The organism is Pseudomonas sp. FG47 (genome assembly GCF_057809115.1).
Map to the genome: position 1 here is coordinate 27,566 of NZ_JBMDJI010000001.1, position 19,073 is coordinate 46,638.

At 63.9% G+C, this 19,073-nt stretch carries 17 protein-coding genes; 4 read left to right on the forward strand and 13 right to left on the reverse strand.

The window, feature by feature from the left end:
* Window positions 1–23: 23 nt before the first annotated feature.
* From ACODS5_RS00145 to ACODS5_RS00180, 8 genes are all read right to left on the reverse strand, one after another.
* Entirely contained in the window at window positions 24–923 is a 900-nt protein-coding gene (locus ACODS5_RS00145; RefSeq protein ID WP_134689170.1) for a peptidoglycan DD-metalloendopeptidase family protein, read from the reverse strand.
* A 189-nt stretch (window positions 924–1,112) separates the two neighbouring features.
* Window positions 1,113–2,021, reverse strand: a complete 909-nt coding sequence (locus ACODS5_RS00150; protein WP_489107633.1) for a response regulator — start codon at window positions 2,019–2,021, stop codon at window positions 1,113–1,115.
* Window positions 2,022–2,184: 163 nt separating this feature from the next.
* Window positions 2,185–2,955, reverse strand: a complete 771-nt coding sequence (gene phoU, locus ACODS5_RS00155) for a phosphate signaling complex protein PhoU (protein WP_023630537.1) — start codon at window positions 2,953–2,955, stop codon at window positions 2,185–2,187.
* Window positions 2,956–3,159: 204 nt separating this feature from the next.
* Window positions 3,160–3,993 carry a phosphate ABC transporter ATP-binding protein PstB gene (pstB, locus tag ACODS5_RS00160; RefSeq protein ID WP_134689168.1) on the reverse strand — a complete coding sequence of 278 codons (834 nt, stop codon included), beginning with the start codon at window positions 3,991–3,993 and terminating at the stop codon, window positions 3,160–3,162.
* 102 nt (window positions 3,994–4,095) lie between these two features.
* Window positions 4,096–5,766 (reverse strand): phosphate ABC transporter permease PstA, encoded by a 1,671-nt coding sequence (pstA, locus tag ACODS5_RS00165; protein ID WP_134689167.1) that lies wholly within the window; start codon window positions 5,764–5,766, stop codon window positions 4,096–4,098.
* Window positions 5,767–5,783: 17 nt separating this feature from the next.
* On the reverse strand, window positions 5,784–8,072 hold the full coding sequence (locus ACODS5_RS00170; RefSeq protein ID WP_489107634.1) for an ABC transporter permease subunit: 2,289 nt from the start codon (window positions 8,070–8,072) through the stop codon (window positions 5,784–5,786).
* Window positions 8,073–8,220: 148 nt separating this feature from the next.
* Window positions 8,221–9,219, reverse strand: coding sequence for a phosphate ABC transporter substrate-binding protein PstS (locus ACODS5_RS00175; protein ID WP_134689165.1), 999 nt, complete (start codon window positions 9,217–9,219; stop codon window positions 8,221–8,223).
* 237 nt (window positions 9,220–9,456) lie between these two features.
* Window positions 9,457–10,746 (reverse strand): MFS transporter, encoded by a 1,290-nt coding sequence (locus tag ACODS5_RS00180; RefSeq protein ID WP_134689164.1) that lies wholly within the window; start codon window positions 10,744–10,746, stop codon window positions 9,457–9,459.
* A 361-nt stretch (window positions 10,747–11,107) separates the two neighbouring features.
* Between ACODS5_RS00180 and ACODS5_RS00185 the strand changes: the two genes are divergently transcribed.
* Together ACODS5_RS00185 and ACODS5_RS00190 are read left to right on the forward strand one after the other, a co-directional pair.
* Entirely contained in the window at window positions 11,108–11,506 is a 399-nt protein-coding gene (locus ACODS5_RS00185) for an acyl-CoA thioesterase (RefSeq protein WP_003253317.1), read from the forward strand.
* A gap of 73 nt (window positions 11,507–11,579) precedes the next feature.
* On the forward strand, window positions 11,580–12,476 hold the full coding sequence (locus ACODS5_RS00190) for a D-hexose-6-phosphate mutarotase (protein ID WP_134689163.1): 897 nt from the start codon (window positions 11,580–11,582) through the stop codon (window positions 12,474–12,476).
* Window positions 12,477–12,568: 92 nt separating this feature from the next.
* Here the strand turns inward: ACODS5_RS00190 and ACODS5_RS00195 are convergent, their stop codons facing one another.
* From ACODS5_RS00195 to ACODS5_RS00215, 5 genes are all read right to left on the reverse strand, one after another.
* Window positions 12,569–13,102, reverse strand: coding sequence for a DUF3299 domain-containing protein (locus ACODS5_RS00195; protein WP_134689162.1), 534 nt, complete (start codon window positions 13,100–13,102; stop codon window positions 12,569–12,571).
* Between the two features lie 43 nt (window positions 13,103–13,145).
* Complete coding sequence (locus ACODS5_RS00200; RefSeq protein ID WP_023629866.1) at window positions 13,146–13,391, reverse strand: GlsB/YeaQ/YmgE family stress response membrane protein; 246 nt, start codon at window positions 13,389–13,391, stop codon at window positions 13,146–13,148.
* A 96-nt stretch (window positions 13,392–13,487) separates the two neighbouring features.
* Entirely contained in the window at window positions 13,488–14,570 is a 1,083-nt protein-coding gene (locus tag ACODS5_RS00205; RefSeq protein ID WP_489107635.1) for a 5-(carboxyamino)imidazole ribonucleotide synthase, read from the reverse strand.
* Between the two features lie 10 nt (window positions 14,571–14,580).
* Window positions 14,581–15,072: a 5-(carboxyamino)imidazole ribonucleotide mutase gene (gene purE, locus ACODS5_RS00210; RefSeq protein WP_134689160.1), complete on the reverse strand. Its 492-nt coding sequence runs from the start codon at window positions 15,070–15,072 to the stop codon at window positions 14,581–14,583.
* A gap of 171 nt (window positions 15,073–15,243) precedes the next feature.
* Window positions 15,244–16,173, reverse strand: coding sequence for a LysR substrate-binding domain-containing protein (locus ACODS5_RS00215; protein ID WP_134689159.1), 930 nt, complete (start codon window positions 16,171–16,173; stop codon window positions 15,244–15,246).
* A 181-nt stretch (window positions 16,174–16,354) separates the two neighbouring features.
* Here ACODS5_RS00215 and aspA point away from each other — a divergent pair, with 181 nt between their 5' ends.
* Both aspA and ACODS5_RS00225 read left to right on the forward strand, forming a co-directional pair.
* Complete coding sequence (gene aspA, locus ACODS5_RS00220; RefSeq protein WP_134689158.1) at window positions 16,355–17,779, forward strand: aspartate ammonia-lyase; 1,425 nt, start codon at window positions 16,355–16,357, stop codon at window positions 17,777–17,779.
* A 180-nt stretch (window positions 17,780–17,959) separates the two neighbouring features.
* Complete coding sequence (locus ACODS5_RS00225) at window positions 17,960–18,952, forward strand: AraC family transcriptional regulator (protein ID WP_134689157.1); 993 nt, start codon at window positions 17,960–17,962, stop codon at window positions 18,950–18,952.
* The last annotated feature ends 121 nt before the right edge of the window (window positions 18,953–19,073 follow it).

A 19,073-nucleotide genomic window follows, 5' to 3' on the forward strand; every position in this document is an offset into this window, starting at 1 on the left:
GTGCGGGCTTGCTCCGCAAGGCGTCATGGATTCCCTGCGGTAAAGTCCGGCAAACCACCGATTGGCCGGTCGAACTGATACGGGATCGACTCAAGCGCCAGCCCCACATTGCGCTGCACCACGAAATGCAGGTGCGGCCCGCTGCTGTTGCCGGTGTTGCCCGACTTGGCCAACGCCTGCCCCTGGGTCACTCGCTGCCCCTCGCCCACCACCACCGAACCGCGCATCAGGTGCAGGTAAACCCCCATGGTGCCGTCCGGGTGCAGGATCCTGACGAAATTGCCCGCCGGATTGTTGCCCCGCCCGCTCTGGTTGTTCTCGATCTTCACCACCACTCCACCGCGTGCCGCGATGATCGGCGTGCCTTCGGGCATGGCGATGTCCATGGCATAGCGGCCCTTGGGCCCGAAGTGGCTGAAACGCCCGTTGGGGCCCTGGCTCAGGCGGAACGGCCCACCCTTCCAGGGGAACGGATAACGGTAGCCCTGCGGGCGCTGGCCCGGATCGCCCATGGCGTAGCGGAACTTGGTGTCGTACTTGAGGCGAGCCCCTTGGCGAGCCTGCACCACGCTGAGGATCAGGTTTGAGCGCGGCGGCACCAGGCGCCGGACGATGCGCGGGGCGTTACCGCCCTGGGCATTGGCCAGGCGCTCCACACGCAGTTCAACTTCCATCGGCACGAACAGCTCATTGCGCGCGACAAAGCGCACGCCGCCGGCGAAATCCTCGGTCTTCAGCCGCACCTGGCCGTCCAGGCGCTCGACCATGGGTTCGCGGAACACGAAAACCTTGGCGCCCACGCTGGGTCGGTCGGAATAGGAAACCACGCCATAGGTATCGGTGGTCTTGTAGATGGTCATGGCCAGGCTCGACGCCGAGGCCGTGAGCAAGGCACAGAACAGCAGCAGTCGGGAGGGCGGCATGATGGTGGCTTTTTGACAGTTGCGTTCTGTCGAAGCCTAGCAGCCGGATTTGAGAGGGATATGACAGTTGGTCGGGTGACAAGTAGGAGCCCGCCTTGCTGGCGAAGCAAGCGTCGCGGTGCCTGGCACCGGCTGCGCCGGTGTTCGCCGGCAAGCCGGCTCCTACGGGGTCAGGGCAGCAAACCGATATCAGGCGCCTGGGGTGAAGTGCTTCTGCGCCGTGCCCCGGGCGATCAGCCGCGACAGGTAGTCGAGCTTCTGCGCATCCTGGTCGACGAACTTGAAGGTCAGTTGCAGCCAGTCGCTCTCAGGCTTGGGTTCCAGCGCCGCGATGGCGTGCAGGTAGCCGTTCAGCCGCGCGGTCTCGGCGTTCTCGCCCTGCTCCAGATCCAGCACCGCACCTTCGAGCACCTGCGGCAGGTTGGCGCTGCGTCGCACCACCAGCAACGCCTCCTTGAGGCTCAGGGCCTTGATCACGCACGGCTGGGTGCCGCTGGCCAGGCGCAACTGGCCTTGGCCACGGCCGCTCTGCGCAGAAGCGGCGGCGCTCTTGGGCGTCGGCGCGTTGATCAGCGGCTTGGCCGCCGGTGCCGCTGCCACCGCCGGCGCGGCGACCTTGGCCACTTCCGGGCGACCGCCGGTCAGGGCGCTCAGCGAGTCGTTGGCGAACGCCGAGTTGACTCGCGCCGGCGCGCTGGCCATCAGGCTGTCGAGCTTGCCGATCTTGGTCAGGGACTTCTTCACCTTGGTCAACAGCTGCTCGTTGGTGAACGGCTTGCCGACGAAGTCGGAGACGCCGGCCTGGATGGCCTGTATCACGTTCTCCTTGTCACCACGGCTGGTCACCATGATGAACTGCATGGTCTTCATCTCTTCCTGCTGGCGGCACCAGGTCAGCAGTTCGAGGCCGGACATCTCCGGCATCTCCCAGTCGCACAGGACCAGGTCGAAACGTTCCTTGCTCAGCATGGCCATGGCCTTGCGGCCGTTGACCGCGTCCTCGATCACCATGCCCGGGAAGGCATTTCGCAGGCACTTCCTCACCAGATCGCGGATGAACGGCGCGTCATCCACAACCAGTACATTGACTTTACTCATCGATACTCCTCTTGAATCCCGACTAGCATACCGCCGACTGATGGCCATTTGCCAAACCACTGGTCACGCCGGGACTTCTCACACGGTTCGCGGGTGCCTGCTGGTGCTCGACCGCAAACGAAAACGCCCGGCGAGTGCCGGGCGTTCATGCTCGGGAGCAACCTTATTTATCGTCCGGTTCAGCCGGAACATTAGCGATTTCGCCCTCATCGAACGCTTCGCCCTGCACCTCGGCCTTCATGCGCTTGAGGCCCATGTGGCGCACGTCGGTGCCGCGCACCAGGTAGATCACCAACTCGGAGATGTTGCGTGCGTGGTCGCCAATGCGCTCCAGCGAACGCAGGGCCCAGATCACGCTGAGCACGCGGGAGATCGAACGCGGATCTTCCATCATGTAGGTGACCAGCTCGCGCAGCGCGGTCTTGTACTCGCGGTCGATGGTCTTGTCATACTGGGCCACCGACAGCGCCAGGTCGGCGTCGAAGCGGGCAAAGGCGTCCAGCGCGTCGCGGACCATGTTGCGCACCTGGTCGCCGATATGGCGCACCTCGACATAGCCGCGTGGCGACTCGCCTTCCTCGCACAACTGGATGGCGCGGCGGGCGATCTTGGTCGACTCGTCGCCGATGCGCTCGAGGTCGATCACCGACTTGGAGATGCTGATGATCAGGCGCAGGTCGGAGGCCGCCGGCTGGCGACGGGCGAGGATGCGCACGCACTCCTCGTCGATGTTGCGCTCCATCTGGTTGATCTGTTCGTCGACTTCGCGCACTTGCTGGGCCAGGCCCGAGTCGGCCTCGATCAGCGCGGTGACGGCGTCGTTCACCTGTTTCTCGACCAGGCCGCCCATGGCCAGGAGGTGGCTGCGCACCTCTTCGAGCTCGGCGTTGAACTGCTGGGAGATGTGGTGGGTAAGGCTTTCTTTGTTGATCATCGTTTCGCTCCGCGAAGAAGCTGCAAGCTTCAGGCAGCCTAATGTGATTCGTGTCGTTCCTTGGCCTGTAGGAGCGGCCTTGTGTCGCGAAAGGGCTGCAAAGCAGCCCCGGCAATGTGTACATCACGGCTGAGATCCCGGGGCCGCTTCGCGGCCCTTTCGCGACACAAGGCCGCTCCTACACAGGCACCCTATGGTCGGTGGTTAGCCGTAGCGCCCGGTGATGTAGTCTTCGGTCTGCTTCTTCGCCGGGTTGGTGAACAGGGTGTCGGTATCACCGAATTCGACCAGTTTGCCCATGTACATGAACGCGGTGTAGTCCGAAACCCGGGCCGCCTGCTGCATGTTGTGGGTCACGATGACGATGGTGTACTTGGATTTCAGTTCGTAGATCAGCTCTTCAACCTTCAGCGTCGAGATCGGGTCCAGTGCCGAGCACGGCTCGTCGAGCAACAGCACTTCCGGCTCCACGGCTATGGTCCGGGCGATCACCAGACGCTGCTGCTGGCCGCCGGACAAGCCCAGGGCCGAGTCATGCAGGCGATCCTTCACTTCATCCCACAGCGCGGCGCCCTTGAGCGCCCATTCCACGGCCTCGTCGAGCACGCGCTTCTTGTTGATGCCCTGGATGCGCAGGCCGTAGACCACGTTCTCGTAGATGGTCTTGGGGAACGGGTTGGGCTTCTGGAACACCATGCCCACGCGGCGGCGCAGCTCGGCCACGTCCTCGCCCTTGCGGTAGATGTTGTTGCCATACAGGTTGATGGCGCCCTCGACGCGGCAACCGTCGACCAGGTCGTTCATGCGGTTGAAGGTGCGCAGCAGCGTGGACTTGCCGCAGCCGGACGGGCCGATGAAGGCAGTCACGCGCTGCTTGGGGATGTTCATGCTGACGTCGAACAGCGCTTGCTTGTCGCCGTAGAACAGGGACAGGCCGGGAACTTCGATGGCCACGGTCTCTTCGGCAAGGCGCAGGCTCTGCTTGTCGCGGCCCAGGGCCGACATGTCGATGCCGTGGGTATGAGCTTCGTGTTGCATGTTCTTACTCCATTTGAAGCTGCAAGCTTCAAGCTGCTAGCTGCAAGTTTGGACAGAGCGGCAATCTGCTTGGAGCTTGCCGCTTGTGGCTTAAAGCTGAACTCAGTGGTCGAGGGCCTTGTACTTCTCGCGCAGGTGGTTACGGATCCACACCGCCGAGAGGTTGAGGGTGGCGATCACCAGCACCAGCAGCAACGCGGTGGCGTACACCAGCGGCCGCGCGGCCTCGACGTTGGGGCTCTGGAAGCCGACGTCATAGATGTGGAAGCCCAGGTGCATGATCTTCTGGTCCAGGTGCAGGTACGGGTAGTTGCCATCCAGCGGCAACGACGGCGCCAGCTTCACCACCCCCACCAGCATCAGCGGGGCCACTTCGCCAGCGGCGCGAGCCACGGCGAGGATCATGCCGGTCATCATGGCCGGGCTGGCCATCGGCAGGACAATCTTCCACAGGGTCTCGGCCTTGGTCGCGCCCAGGGCCAGCGAGCCCTCGCGCACGGTACGCGGGATCCGCGCCAGGCCTTCCTCGGTGGCCACGATCACCACCGGCACCGCCAGCAACGCCAGGGTCAGCGAGGCCCACAGCAGGCCAGGAGTGCCCAGGGTCGGCGCCGGCAGCGACTCGGGGAAGAACAACCGGTCGATCGAGCCGCCCAGCACATAGACGAAGAAGCCCAGGCCGAACACGCCATAGACGATCGCCGGAACACCCGCCAGGTTGTTCACCGCAATGCGGATCAGCCGGGTCACTGGGCCCTGCTTGGCGTATTCGCGCAAGTACACCGCAGCCAGCACACCGAACGGTGTGACGATCACGGCCATGATCAGGGTCATCATCACGGTGCCGAAGATAGCCGGGAAGATACCGCCTTCGGTGTTGGCCTCACGCGGGTCGTCGCTGAGGAACTCCCACACCTTGCTGAAGTAGGCGCCCATCTTGGTCAGGCCGGACATGGCGTTCGGCTGGATCGCGTGGACCACCTTGCTCAGGTTGATCTCCACTTCGCGGCCGTTGCCGTCACGGGCCACCAGGCTGTCGCGGGCGAAGGCCTGGTGCAGGCCGGTCAGGCGCTCCTCGATGGCCTTGTAGCGGTTGTTCAGCTCGGCGCGCTCGGCATCCATGTCGGCCTGGGCGGCGGCATCCAGCTTACCGTTGAGCTCGAGCTTGCGCGCTTGCAGCCGCAGACGCTCGAGACCATGGTTGATGGCGCCGATGTCCTTCTTCTCCAGCTTCACCAACTGGTCGTTGAGCTCGCTGGCGCGCTTGAGACGGGCCTGCAGTTCGTTCCAGGCCTCGGGGCCCTGGGCGACCACGCGGCCTTCTTCCTTGACGCTGACCAGGTAGCCGTAGAAGTTGCCCCACTCGCGGCGTTCCAGGGCGATCAGGTCGGTCGGTTTTTGCTGGTCCACCAGCCAGTCACCGACCAGCCAGGTGAAGTCGCTGCCGTTGAGGTCGCGGTTGCCGATCTTGACCAGCTCGCGGGTCATGAACTCCGGGCCCTGGTCGGGCACCGGCAAACCGGCGCCCTTGAGGCGTTCACGCGGTACCTCTTCCTTCTGCACCACTTCGCCGATGATCACATGGTCGGCCTGGCCGGGTACCTTGTAGGTGGCCTGGATCAGGTCGGCCGGCCAGAAGTGGCCCAGGCCACGGACGGCGATCACGGCCAGCAGGCCGACGGTCATGATGACCGCCATGGCCACCGCGCCACCGCTGATCCAGACGCCAGGGGCGCCGCTCTTGAACCAGCCTTTGAGGGAATCCTTTTTCACGGATCTCTACCTTTCTATCAAAGCGACGAGTATTTCTTGCGCAGGCGCTGGCGAATCAGCTCGGCCAAGGTGTTCATCACGAAGGTGAACATCAGCAGCACGAGGGCGGCGAGGAACAGCACACGATAGTGGCTGCCGCCGACTTCCGACTCAGGCATTTCCACGGCCACGTTGGCGGCCAGGGTGCGCATGCCCTCGAACAGGTTCAACTCCATCACCGGGGTGTTGCCGGTGGCCATGAGCACGATCATGGTCTCACCCACCGCGCGGCCCATGCCGATCATCAGCGCCGAGAAGATACCCGGGCTGGCGGTGAGGATGACCACGCGGGTCAGGGTCTGCCAGGGCGTCGCGCCCAGGGCCAGGGAGCCCAGGGTCAGGCTGCGCGGCACGCTGAACACGGCGTCTTCGGCGATGGAGTAGATGTTCGGGATGACCGCGAAGCCCATGGCGATACCCACCACCAGGGCGTTGCGCTGGTCGTAGGTGATGCCCAGGTCGTGGCTGATCCACAGGCGCATGTCGCCGCCGAAGAACCAGCTTTCGAGGAACGGACTCATGTACAGGGCGAACCAACCGATCGCGAGAATGACCGGGATCAGGATCGCCGCTTCCCAACCATCCGGGATGCGCAGACGGATCGACTCCGGCAAGCGGCTCCAGCTGAAGCCCGCCACCAGGATGCCGATCGGCATGATCAGGAACAGGCTGAACACGCCCGGCAGGTGGCCTTCGAGGTACGGCGCGAGGAACAGGCCGGCGAAGAAACCAAGGATCACCGTCGGCATCGCTTCCATCAGCTCGATCACCGGCTTGACCTTGCGGCGCATGCCCGGGGCCATGAAGTAGGCGGTGTAGATGGCGGCGGCGATGGCCAGCGGCGCGGCCAGGATCATCGCGTAGAACGCGGCCTTGAGCGTACCGAAGGTCAGCGGCGACAGGCTCAGCTTGGGTTCGAAGTCGGTGTTCGAGGCAGTCGACTGCCAGACGTACTTGGGCTCGTCGTAGTTCTCGTACCAGACCTTGCCCCACAGCGCGCTGAAGGAGATCTCAGGGTGCGGGTTGCGCAGGCTCAGGGGCAGCAGCTTGCCGCCCGCCTCGATGATGACGCGGTTGGCGCGCGGCGACAGGGCGAGGACACCCGCGCCGTCAGCCACCGACTCGACCAGCAGGGTACGGTGCGCGGTACTGTGGAATACGCCGAGCTTGCCGTCGCTGTCCAGGGCGATGAAGCCCTTGCGGCGCTCCTCGGCGTCGATCTGCACCACCGGCGCCTTGCTCAGCTGGAAGCTGCGAATCAGCTTGAAGCGCGACTCGCCATCCGGGTCGCGGGCCATGAACCACTGGCTCAGGCCACCCTTGGAATCGCCGAAGATCAGCGAAATGCCGCCGACCAGCTGGGCGGTCGCGGTGATTTCGGTGTCGCCGTTCTCGGACAGCTTGTAGCGCCCGTTGAGGCTCTTGTCGCGCAGGTTGAAGACATCGGCGGTAGCCCGGCCGTTGACCACGTACAGCCACTGCTGACGCGGATCGATGAAGATGTTCTTCACCGTCTCGGTCATCTGCGGCAGCTCGATGCGGTTCTGCTCGGTAGTGACCTCGCCGGTCATCATGTTCTCGGTGCGCGCCAGCTCGATGACCTGCAGGTGCGAACCGGTGGAGCCGGCCAGCAGCAAGGTCTCGCCATTGACGTTGACGCTCACGTGTTCCAGAGCACGGCCCTGATCGTCGAGGGTGAAGGCGTCCTGACCATAGGGAAAGTCGATGCCCGCCTCGATGGTCTTCTTGTTGTCCGGGTAGGTGATCTTGTAGGTGTGGTGGAACACGATCGCCTGGCCGTTGGACAGGCCCAGCACCACCAACGGGCTACCCGGTTGGTCGGTGCTGATCGAACTGACCTGGGCGCCGGCCGGCAGCGGCAGGTCGACGCGCTTCACCTCGGCACCGGTCTTGGTGTCGAAGAACAGCGCCTGGCCCTTATCGGAAACGCGCATGCCCACGAGGTTCTGTTCCTCGAGGGCGATCAGCAGCGGCTTGCCAGCATCCTGCTGCAGCCAGGTCGGCTCCAGGGCTTTCTTGCTGGTCAGTTCGGCGCCCTGGAACAACGGCAGCACCACGTAGGCCAGGTAGAAGAAGATCAGCGTGATCGCCGCCAGCACGGCCAGCCCGCCCACCAGGACGTACCAGCGGGTCAGGCGATCCTTGAGCGCGCGCAGGCGGCGCTTGCGTTGCAACTCGGGCGTATTGAAGTCAATCCGCACGGGAGGAGAATTTTGGGTCATGGTGGAGTTGGCCAGATCATTCATGCGCACACCCTAGCGGTCCCGTATGACAAAAACATGACAGTGCAGTGACGCAACAAAGCCCGACGCGCAGGAGCCCTGGCCTCGGACTGACGAATTCATGGAAAGAGGCCGGCGCATTCGCTGCCGACCTCTTCCGGTTACTGCCTAATTACTTCTTTGCAACGTTGCCAGCGTGGGACAGGCCCAGGTCAGCCAGGGTCTTGTCGACCACTTTGGCAGGCAGCGGGATGTAGCCGTCCTTGACCACGACCTGTTGGCCGGCTTGCGACAGCACCAGCTTGACGAACTCGGCTTCCAGCGGGGCCAGCGGCTTGTTCGGCGCCTTGTTGACGTAGACGTACAGGAAGCGCGACAGCGGATAGGTGCCGTTCAGGGCGTTGGCCTCGTTGTCTTCAACGAAGGCGCCGCCTTCTTTCTTGGCCAGTGGCACGGTCTTGACGCTGGCGGTCTTGTAGCCGATGCCCGAGTAGCCGATGCCGTTCAGCGACGAACTGATCGACTGCACGACCGAAGCCGAGCCAGGTTGTTCGTTGACGTTAGGCTTGAAGTCGCCTTTGCACAGGGCTTCTTCCTTGAAGTAGCCGTAGGTGCCGGATACCGAGTTGCGGCCGAACAGCTGCACTGGCTTGTTGGCCAGGTCGCCGGTCACGCCCACGTCGCCCCAGGTCTTCACGTCAGCCTTGCCACCGCACAGGCGGGTGGAGGAGAAGATGGCGTCGACCTGAGCCATGGTCAGGCCTTTGATCGGGTTGTCCTTGTGCACGAACACGGCCAGGGCGTCGACGGCAACCGGAATGGCGGTCGGCTTGTAGCCGTACTTCTGCTCGAAGGCCTGCAGCTCGACGTCCTTCATCTTGCGGCTCATCGGGCCCAGGTTGGCGGTGCCTTCGGTCAGCGCGGGTGGCGCGGTGGAGGAGCCGGCGGCCTGGATCTGGATATTTACGTTCGGATATTCCTTCTTGTAGGCCTCGGCCCACAGGGTCATCAGGTTCGCGAGGGTGTCGGAACCGACGCTGGAGAGGTTGCCCGATACACCGGTGGTCTTGGTGTAGGTCGGGATTGCAGGATCGACAGCGGCGACCGCATTGGCGGCAGCGACGCCAGCGGCGGCAAAGGTCAGGGCCGCCATCAAACGCTTCAGTTTCATGCCTTGCTCCTAGCAGGAATATCGTAGGGGTTGTGATGGAACGGGCCCAAGTATCTGCAGGCCGCATGAACACTCTATGACTCGAATGTGACAATTGGATGAAAGGCCATCACCGGTTACCGGGATGGCCTTTTCAGGATGTTTCAGGAGGGGGCAGGCAGGTTTGGCCCATTCGCCGGCAAGCCGGCTCCTACAGGTATTACGCGCCCTTGTAGGAGCCGGCTTGCCGGCGAACCGTCAGCGTTTCCTGGCCAGCAGGTAGATACCCACGGCCAGACCAACGGCACACAGGCAAGCCACATAGTACGCAGGCGCCATCGGGCTGAACTTCAGCAGCGCGGTCACCACCATCGGCGTCAGCCCACCAAAAATCGCGTAGGCCAGGTTGTAGGAGAACGACAACCCACTGAAACGCACCACCGGTGGGAACGCCTTGACCATCACATAGGGCACGGCGCCGACGATGCCCACGCACAGGCCGGTCAGGGCATACAGCGGGAACAGCAGGTCCGGACGGGTCGGCAGGCTGTGGTAGAAGGCCCAGGAAGAGGCCAGCAACGCCAGGCTGCCGACGATGAACACCCGCCCCGCGCCAAAGCGGTCGGCCAGGCTGCCGGCGCCGATGCAACCGACACTGAGCAGGACGATGGCCAGGCTGTTGGCCTTGAGCGAATCGGTGGGGCTGACATGGTACAGGCTCTGCAGCAGCGCCGGGGTCATCAGGATCACCACCACGATGCCGGCCGACAGCAGCCAGGTGAGCAACATCGACAGGATGATCGCGCCACGATGGTCGCGCAGCACCGCGCGCAGCGGCAGCTCTTCGGCCAACGCCTTGCGCTCCTGCATCTCGGCGAACACCGGGGTTTCGTGCAGCCAGCGGCGCAGGTAGACGGCGAAGAAGCCGAACACCCCACCGAGCAGGAACGGGATCCGCCAGGCGTAGTCCGCCACCTCCTCCGGGCTGTAGACCGTGTTGATCAGCGTCGCCACCAGCGAGCCCAGCAGGATGCCCGAGGTCAGGCCGGCGGTCAGCGTGCCGCAGGCATAACCGGTGTTGCGCGCCGGTACGTGCTCGGAGACGAACACCCAGGCGCCAGGCACCTCGCCACCGATAGCCGCGCCCTGGATAACCCGCATCAGCAGCAGCAGGATCGGCGCCCACAGGCCGATCTGCGCATAGGTCGGCAGCAGGCCCATCACCAGGGTCGGCACGGCCATCAGGAATATGCTCAGGGTGAACATCTTCTTGCGCCCGAGCAGGTCGCCGAAGTGGGCCATGACGATGCCGCCCAGCGGCCGCGCCAGGTAGCCGGCGGCGAAAATGCCGAAGGTCTGCATCAGGCGCAGCCACTCGGGCATGTCGGCCGGGAAGAACAGCTTGCCTACCACCGTGGCGAAGAACACGAAGATGATGAAGTCGTAGAATTCCAGGGCACCGCCAAGGGCGGACAGCGAGAGAGTCTTGTAGTCACTGCGGGACAGCGGCCGGGATGGCTGCTCGATACGGGTCTGCGCGGAGGTCATCGCTGTTGTTTCTCTTATAGGTCTGCGGACCGCTTGGCATGCGGCTTCTCGGAGGTCAGGCAGCGAAGATAGCAAATTGCCGAGCCGCGCTCATAGCGGTACAAAATCCATACAGATATTCATGAATGTGCGGTCGTCGCTGGCTGTGCGGGTATATATACTGCCCGTTCGTAGGAAAAGGTTGCTTCTACTGAGGGATATTGTGCGAAAACGTCGGTCAGTATCGTCGGACTGTTTCGCAGAGTCTCCCTTCGGCCGCCTCCCGAAGCGAAATCAGCGTAGTATGCGTGTTGCTGAATCGTTTTTACGGCGTCCATTACTGCGCCACCAACGAAGCGTCACGGGTCAGAGGCCCCACCGCATGATTGAGCTCGAACAAGAAGATCCTATCCCGCAGGGCGACCTGGCCTTGCAGATCACCGCGCTGCCACGCGAAACCAACGGTTTCGGCGATATCTTCGGCGGCTGGCTGGTCGCCCAGATGGACCTGGCCGGCACCGCCATGGCCAGCCGCGTCGCCGGTGGCCGAGTGGCCACTGTGGCCATCGACCGCATGGCTTTCCTGGTGCCGGTAGCCGTGGGCGCGCAGCTGTCCTTCTATACCCAGACCCTGGAAATTGGCCGCAGCTCGATCCAGATGATGGTCGAGGTATGGAGCGACGACCCGCTGTCCAGCGAATGGCGCAAGGTTACCGAGGCGGTGTTCGTGTTCGTCGCCATCGATGGCAGTGGCCGTACCCGTTCGGTGCCTCGTCGCTGAGCCGAGCGAGCGGTAAACTCATTGCACGTCACCGGGTCCAACGACCCGACAGGCAATCCATGAGACGAGCGCAATGGCTAACTTCCAGGTCGACACCGAGCTACACGGCGAACTCAACTGCTGGCGCATCACCAGCGACCATGCCGAACTACTGATCGCCCAGCAGGGCGCGCAAGTCCTCAGCTACCAGCGGATCGGCGAACCGCCGCTGCTGTGGCTGAGCGACCAGGCCATCTTCCGCCAGGGCAAGTCGGTGCGCGCCGGCGCCCCGGTGTGCTGGCCATGGTTCGGCATCTTCGAGCGCAACCCCGATTCGGTCAAAGCCATGTACACAGGCGGGCAAGCACCGGCCCACGGCCTGGTGCGCGGGCGCGACTGGCAATTGCTGAATGTCGAGGAAACCGGCGACACCCTGCGCATCGAGTTCGCGCAGCCCGAAGCCCTGGGCGATCTGCCGGGTTGGCCGCACGAAGTCGAGCTCAAGCTGGTGGTGGAACTGGGCCAGCAACTGCAGCTGACCCTTACCAGCTATAACCTTGGCAACACCGATGTCACCCTGAGCCAAGCCCTGCACAGCTACTTCGCGGTGAGCGATGTGCGCCAGGTACAAGTGGAAGGCGTGGACGGGTTGGCCTATATCGAAACCCTGGCCAACTGGGAACAACGCAAGCAGCAGGGCAACCTGGGTTTTGCCGGCGAGACTGATCGCATCTACCTGAACGCGCCTGAGCGACTGGCGATTGTCGATCCGCACTGGAACCGACGCATCACCCTCACCGCTGGCGGCTCACGCACCGCGGTGATCTGGAACCCCTGGATCGACCGCGCCCGCGACCTGCCGGACATGGCCGACGATGGCTGGCAGCGCATGCTGTGCATCGAGACGGCGAATGTGATGGATGATGTGGTGACGCTGAGGCCGGGGGCCAGTCATTCGATGAGCGTGGCGATCGGTAGCGAAGCGCTCTGATTCAATAGTTTCAGCTGTCGGCAGGGGCCTGTTCGCCGGCAAGCCGGCTCCTACATGTGTTCTGTAGGAGCTGGCTTGCCGGCGAACAGGCTTCACAGATCGGCGTCTTCCACCACCCTCACCTGCCCGGCATCCAGGGCATACGCCGCATCCGCCAGGTCATTGCTGACCGTCTCCACCTTCAGCGTGCCGGTCACCCACAGCGGCGTGTAGATATCGTCGATTTTCAGCCCCTTTGGATAGCGCACCAGCACCAGCTGGTTCGGTGGCGGCGGCGGCACGTGGATGCATGCCCCTGGGTAGGGCACCAGGAAGAACAGCGTGCTGTTGCCCTTGGCATCGCTTTCCAACGGCACCGGGTAGCCACCCAGGCGAATCTGCTTGCCGTTCATCGCAGCGACGGTCTTGGTCGAATACATCACCGCCGGCAGGCCCTTGCTCTGCTTCAGCCCACCCTTGGCGGTGAAGGTGCCCAGGGCTTCCGGGGAGTTGTGGTCGATCTCGGGCATCTGCTCGAGGGCCTTCTGGTCCGACTTGGGCATCAACTCCAGCCAGTCGGTCTCAGGCAGCTCGGCATGGGCCAGGGTGCTGGCCAGCAGCAGGGGAAGGAGAAATAACGCACGCATGCTCGGCAACTCAGGATGAATTGCCGGGCATTCTAGCGGGAATTCAGCGTTTCTTGATGAAGCCGTAGATCACCAGCAGGATGATCGCGCCAACCAGGGCGCCGAAGAAGCCTGCGGCCTGCCCGGCCTGGTAGATGCCCAGTGCCTGCCCGCCATAGGTGGCGGCCAGCGAGCCGGCAATGCCGAGGAGGATGGTCATGATCCAGCCCATGCTGTCGTCCCCTGGTTTCAGGAAACGCGCCAGCAGGCCGACGATCAGGCCGATGAAGATGGTTCCAATGATGCCCATGGCAATCCCTCTGTGGTGAAGATGGAACAAGCCAAAGCCTAGTCAGCGCTTTGGCATGTTGCCATCTCAGAGCGGCATTGCCTGGCAGAAGTTCGATCAGCCGGCGATCAACGCCTCTACTTCGGCAATCTTGGCCTTGAGCGTGGCCATGTCGGCGCAGCGCAGGGTGGCATGACCGACCTTGCGTCCGACCTTGAACGCCTTGCCATAGTGATGCAGGTGGCAGTCGTCGATGGCGATGACCTTGTCCACCGCCGGCACCTCACCGATGAAGTTGAGCATGGCGCTTTCGCCGACCTTGGCGGTCGAGCCCAGCGGCAGGCCGGCCACGGCGCGCAGGTGGTTCTCGAACTGGCTGCACTCGCTGCCTTCGATGGTCCAGTGCCCGGAGTTGTGCACGCGCGGGGCGATCTCGTTGGCCTTCAGGCCTCCGTCGACCTCGAAGAACTCGAAGGCCATCACGCCGACATAGTCGAGCTTTTGCAGCACACGGCCGACATAGTCCTCGGCCAGGGCCTGCAGCGGGTGCCCCTCACTGGCCACCGACAGTTTGAGGATGCCGCTGTCGTGGGTGTTGTGCACCAGCGGGTAGAAGCGCGTTTCGCCATCACGGGCACGCACAGCCACCAGCGAGACCTCGCCGGTGAACGGCACGAAGCCTTCCAACAGGCACGGCACGCTGCCCAGCTCGGCGAAGGTGCCGACCACATCCTCGGGCTTGCGCAGGACCTTCTGGCCCTTGCCGTCGTAACCCAGGGTGCGGGTCTTGAGCACGGCCGGCAGGCCGATGCTGGCCACGGCGGCGTCGAGATCGGCTTGCGAAAGGATATCGGCGAACGCCGGGGTCGGGATGCCCAGGTCGCGGAACAGGCTCTTTTCGAACAGCCGGTCGCGGGCGATCCGCAGCGCTTCGGCGCTCGGGTACACCGGCACGAACTGCGAGAGGAAGGCAACGGTTTCGGCCGGCACGCTCTCGAACTCGAAGGTCACCAAGTCGACTTCGTCGGCCAGTTGGCGCAGGTGGTCCTGGTCGCCGTAGTCGGCGCGCAGATGCTCGCCCAGTGGTGCGGCGCAGGCGTCCGGCGCCGGGTCGAGGAAGGCGAAGTTCATGCCCAGCGGGGTGCCCGCCAAGGCCAGCATGCGGCCCAGCTGGCCACCACCGATTACACCGATCTTCATATATTCAGCCTCAAGCCTGACGCGGGTCTGGATTGTCCAGCACGGTGTCGGTCTGCTCGGTGCGGAACTGCTTGAGCGCCGCGTGGAACTGCGGGTGCTTGGCACCGAGGATGCTCGCCGAGAGCAACGCCGCGTTGATCGCGCCGGCCTTGCCGATGGCCAGGGTGGCAACCGGCACGCCGGCCGGCATCTGCACGATCGACAGCAGCGAGTCGACGCCCGACAGCATCGACGACTGCACCGGCACACCCAGCACCGGCAAGTGGGTCTTGGCGGCGCACATGCCTGGCAGGTGGGCTGCGCCACCGGCACCGGCGATGATCACCTCGATGCCGCGGCCCTCGGCCTCCTCGGCGTACTGGAACAGCAGGTCCGGCGTGCGGTGGGCGGAAACCACCTTCACTTCGTAGGGAATGCCGAGTTTTTCCAGCATATCGGCGGTGTGGCTAAGGGTGGACCAATCGGACTTGGAGCCCATGATCACGCCAACCAGTGCACTCATCGTCGAGCCTCTTCGCTTGTGCGCCCGCAGGCGCGTCAAAAAACAACAAGCCACGCGGGACGACCGGCGTGGCTTGTTTGCTGATCATGACCGGATCTATCCGGTCGAGGGGCCGCGCAGTATAGCGTAACGATGGACGATCACGGCACCCCTGGCGACCAACTGTCGCCCTTATTTTTCGGGGGTTTGGCTGACTTTCGGGTCAACTGAGCCACCCTCCAGCTTGCGCCACAGCAAGCGCACGTTGGCCTTGCGCACCAGGGCGCAACGGTACAGGCGGATTTCCAGCGGCACATGCCACTGACTGCCACCGCAGATCGCCAGCTCGCCCCGCTCCAGCTCGCCGCGCATCGACAACTTCGGCACCCAGGCGATACCCATGCCTTCCAGGGCCATGCTCTTGAGACTGTCGGCCATGGCGGTTTCATAGACCGTGGTATAGCGCAGGTTGCGCTGGCGCAGCAGCAGGTTGACCGAACGACCAAGGAAGGCACCGGCGCTGTAGGCCAGCAGCGGTACGCTGCCCTCGCCTTCCAGGTCGAACAACGGCTTGCCGTCGGTGCCCACCGCGCACACCGGAAGCATTTCGGTGTTGCCCATATGCAAGGACGGGAAGATCTCGGCGTCCATCTGCAACGCCGCGTCCGGGTCGTAGAACGCCAGCATCAGGTCGCAGCCACCCTCGCGCAGGGCATGCACGGCATCTCCGACGTTAGTCGCAACCAGGCGGGTGGCGATGTTCAACCCATCGTTGCGCAGCTGTGCCACCCAACGGGGGAAAAAGCCCGATGCCAGCGAGTGCGCGGCGGCCACCTGGATCACCTCGCCCTGGCCACCTTCGAGGTGGTGCAAGTGGCGCAGCACTTCGCTCAACTGGTCGACAACGGTGCGCGCGGTTACCAGAAACAGCTGCCCGGCCTCGGTCAATTCGATGGGGGTGCGGGAACGATTCACCAAGGTCAGCCCCAGCGCCGCCTCCAGGCTGCGAATGCGCCGGCTGAAGGCAGGCTGAGTAACGAAGCGGCGCTCGGCCGCCTGCGAAAAACTACGGGTAGAGGCCAGGGCACTGAAGTCTTCCAGCCACTTGCTTTCGAGGTTCATCGACTACTCCGCAACGCGTGCACCAAAATGGAACACGCTCGATTGTCAATCGGCGTCACATCAAACCGTATGCCGTTTGCGCATAGGTTAGCGTGCAACAGCATTGGCCGCAAAATCTGGGCAGCCCTAGGATTGGCGCCATTCCGGCAGGTGCCGGGTCAAAATCGAGATGATATCTATCATGTCTTCCGCTGCATCGTTCCGCGTCGAAAAAGATCTGCTTGGTACCCTTGAAGTCCCTGCCGATGCCTACTACGGCATCCAGACCCTGCGCGCTGCCAACAACTTCCACCTCTCCGGCGTTCCGCTGTCGCACTACCCGAAACTGGTAGTCGGCCTGGCGATGGTCAAGCAGGCCGCTGCTGACGCCAACCGTGAGCTGGGGCACCTGAGCGATGCCAAGCACGCTGCCATCAGCGCAGCCTGCGCCCGCCTGATCAAGGGTGACTTCCACGAACAGTTCGTGGTGGACATGATCCAGGGCGGTGCTGGCACCTCCACCAACATGAACGCCAACGAAGTCATCGCCAACGTCGCGCTGGAGCACATGGGCCACCAGAAAGGTGAGTACCAGTACCTGCACCCGAACAACGACGTGAACATGGCGCAGTCGACCAACGACGCCTACCCGACCGCGATCCGTCTGGGCCTGCTGCTGGGCCACGACGCCCTGCTGGCCAGCCTCGACAGCCTGATCCAGGCCTTCGCCGCCAAGGGTAAAGAGTTCGACCACGTCCTGAAGATGGGCCGTACCCAACTGCAAGACGCCGTGCCGATGACCCTGGGCCAAGAATTCCGCGCCTTCGCCACCACCATGACCGAAGACCTGCAGCGCCTGCGCTCGCTGGCCCCGGAACTGCTGACCGAAATCAACCTGGGCGGCACCGCCATCGGCACCGGCATCAACGCCGACCCTGGCTATCAGGCCCTGGCCGTGCAGCGCCTGGCGACCATCAGCGGTCAGCCGCTGGTCCCGGCCGCCGACCTGATCGAAGCCACCTCCGACATGGGCGCCTTCGTGCTGTTCTCCGGCATGCTCAAGCGCACCGCGGTCAAGCTGTCGAAGATCTGCAACGACCTGCGCCTGCTGTCCAGCGGCCCACGCACCGGCATCAACGAGATCAACCTGCCGGCGCGCCAGCCAGGCAGCTCGATCATGCCAGGCAAGGTCAACCCGGTTATTCCCGAGGCCGTCAACCAGGTGGCCTTCGCCATCATGGGCAACGACCTGGCCCTGACCGTCGCCGCCGAAGGTGGCCAACTGCAGCTGAACGTGATGGAGCCGCTGATCGCCTACAAGATCTTCGACTCGATTCGCCTGCTGCAACGCGCCATGGACATGCTGCGCGAGCACTGCATCGTCGGCATCACCGCCAACGAACAGCGCTGCCGTGAACTGGTCGAGCACTCGATCGGCCTGGTCACCGCCCTGAACCCGTACATCGGCTACGAAAATGCCACCCGTATCGCCCGCGTCGCCTTGGAAACCGGCCGCGGCGTGCTGGAACTGGTGCGCGAAGAGAAGCTGCTGGACGAAGCGATGCTCAACGACATCCTGCGTCCGGAAAACATGATCGCTCCCCGTCTGGTTCCGCTGAAGGCGTAACCCAGGCCGCTGCAAACAGTCTCACCAGGTCGAGGGACTAGACACCTCTCAACCTTTCAAGGGCCCGAGCGCACGCTCCGGGCCCTTTTTTTATGCCTGCGCTTCAAACCCTGTGCCATCTCTGTAGGAGCGGCATATAACTTGCTCGCTAAAGCTTCTCAGCCCAACGGGACGCCGAGCATGTTGCACAGCCACCTCACCACCCTCAACGCGGTTTCGCTGATCCTCACGGTGTTCCAGGAGGACGGCGTCGACCCGCAGCAGATGCTCGCCGGCAGCGGCATAGGCCCGGCCGACCTGGGCCATGCCGACGCCCGCATCACCACCCAGCAGGAACTGCAAGTCTGCGCCAACGCCGTGGCCCGCCGCGCGGACATCGGCCTGGAGCTGGGCCGGCGCATGCATGTGTCGTGCTACGGCATGCTCGGTTACGCCCTGCTCTCCAGTGCCACTTTGGGTGACGCCCTACGCCTGGCGTTGCGCTTTCCGGCACTGCTGGGAACAGTCTTCCAGCTCCGCCTGGTGGACGATGGCCAGCGTATCTGGGTCAGCGCCAGCGAGCACTACGACGCGCCGGGTCTGGCTGCATTCAATGCCGAGTTCTGCCTGGGGTCGCTCAAGGTGATCTGCGACGACCTGCTAGGGCGCCCGCTACCATTGCTGGCGGCCCGCTTCGAACACCCCCGCCCCCGCTATCACCCGCTCTACGACAGTGCATTCCAATGCCCCCTGGGCTTCTCGGCGAGCGACAACGCGTTCGCCTTCGAGCGCCGCTGGATGGACATGCCGCTGCCGCTGGCCGACCCGGTCACCCACAAGGCGATGAGCGAGCGCTGCCGGCGCCTGAACCTGGAGTTCACCGGGCGCCAGGCCTGGCTGGGGCGGATTCGCCAGCTGCTGCTCCAGCAGCTGGATGCGGCGCCCGGGCTGGAGGGCTTGGCGCGGCAGATGAACTGCTCGTCGCGCACTTTGCGCCGGCACTTGCAGGCGCTGGGCAGCAGTTATCAACAGCTGCTCGACGAGCTGCGCTTCGAACGGGCCAAGCAATTGCTGGCCGAGGACCAGATGCCGATCTATCGCATCGCCGAAAGCCTCGGCTTCAGCGAAACCGCCAGTTTTCGCCATGCCTTCCAGCGCTGGAGCGGCGTGGCGCCCAGCCATTTTCGCGGTTGACCTGCCCCGCGATAGGTCGGCCAGGATGGCTTGGCCACATCGATCCCCTTTTGGCCGTTGCCATCGTTCTCCCTCACCTGGCTGCCCAGCAGAATTGGTCCACGCCAGCCCCACCCGGAGA

What these genes read in the sequence shown, in the direction of transcription:
- ACODS5_RS00145 (WP_134689170.1), bottom strand. Translation starts at nt 923, where the DNA reads ATGCCGCCCTCCCGACTGCTGCTGTTCTGTGCCTTGCTCACGGCCTCG.
- ACODS5_RS00150 (WP_489107633.1), bottom strand. Translation starts at nt 2,021, where the DNA reads ATGAGTAAAGTCAATGTACTGGTTGTGGATGACGCGCCGTTCATCCGC.
- phoU (WP_023630537.1), bottom strand. Translation starts at nt 2,955, where the DNA reads ATGATCAACAAAGAAAGCCTTACCCACCACATCTCCCAGCAGTTCAAC.
- pstB (WP_134689168.1), bottom strand. Translation starts at nt 3,993, where the DNA reads ATGCAACACGAAGCTCATACCCACGGCATCGACATGTCGGCCCTGGGC.
- ACODS5_RS00170 (WP_489107634.1), bottom strand. Translation starts at nt 8,072, where the DNA reads ATGAATGATCTGGCCAACTCCACCATGACCCAAAATTCTCCTCCCGTG.
- ACODS5_RS00175 (WP_134689165.1), bottom strand. Translation starts at nt 9,219, where the DNA reads ATGAAACTGAAGCGTTTGATGGCGGCCCTGACCTTTGCCGCCGCTGGC.
- ACODS5_RS00180 (WP_134689164.1), bottom strand. Translation starts at nt 10,746, where the DNA reads ATGACCTCCGCGCAGACCCGTATCGAGCAGCCATCCCGGCCGCTGTCC.
- ACODS5_RS00185 (WP_003253317.1), top strand. Translation starts at nt 11,108, where the DNA reads ATGATTGAGCTCGAACAAGAAGATCCTATCCCGCAGGGCGACCTGGCC.
- ACODS5_RS00190 (WP_134689163.1), top strand. Translation starts at nt 11,580, where the DNA reads ATGGCTAACTTCCAGGTCGACACCGAGCTACACGGCGAACTCAACTGC.
- ACODS5_RS00195 (WP_134689162.1), bottom strand. Translation starts at nt 13,102, where the DNA reads ATGCGTGCGTTATTTCTCCTTCCCCTGCTGCTGGCCAGCACCCTGGCC.
- ACODS5_RS00200 (WP_023629866.1), bottom strand. Translation starts at nt 13,391, where the DNA reads ATGGGCATCATTGGAACCATCTTCATCGGCCTGATCGTCGGCCTGCTG.
- ACODS5_RS00205 (WP_489107635.1), bottom strand. Translation starts at nt 14,570, where the DNA reads ATGAAGATCGGTGTAATCGGTGGTGGCCAGCTGGGCCGCATGCTGGCC.
- purE (WP_134689160.1), bottom strand. Translation starts at nt 15,072, where the DNA reads ATGAGTGCACTGGTTGGCGTGATCATGGGCTCCAAGTCCGATTGGTCC.
- ACODS5_RS00215 (WP_134689159.1), bottom strand. Translation starts at nt 16,173, where the DNA reads ATGAACCTCGAAAGCAAGTGGCTGGAAGACTTCAGTGCCCTGGCCTCT.
- aspA (WP_134689158.1), top strand. Translation starts at nt 16,355, where the DNA reads ATGTCTTCCGCTGCATCGTTCCGCGTCGAAAAAGATCTGCTTGGTACC.
- ACODS5_RS00225 (WP_134689157.1), top strand. Translation starts at nt 17,960, where the DNA reads ATGTTGCACAGCCACCTCACCACCCTCAACGCGGTTTCGCTGATCCTC.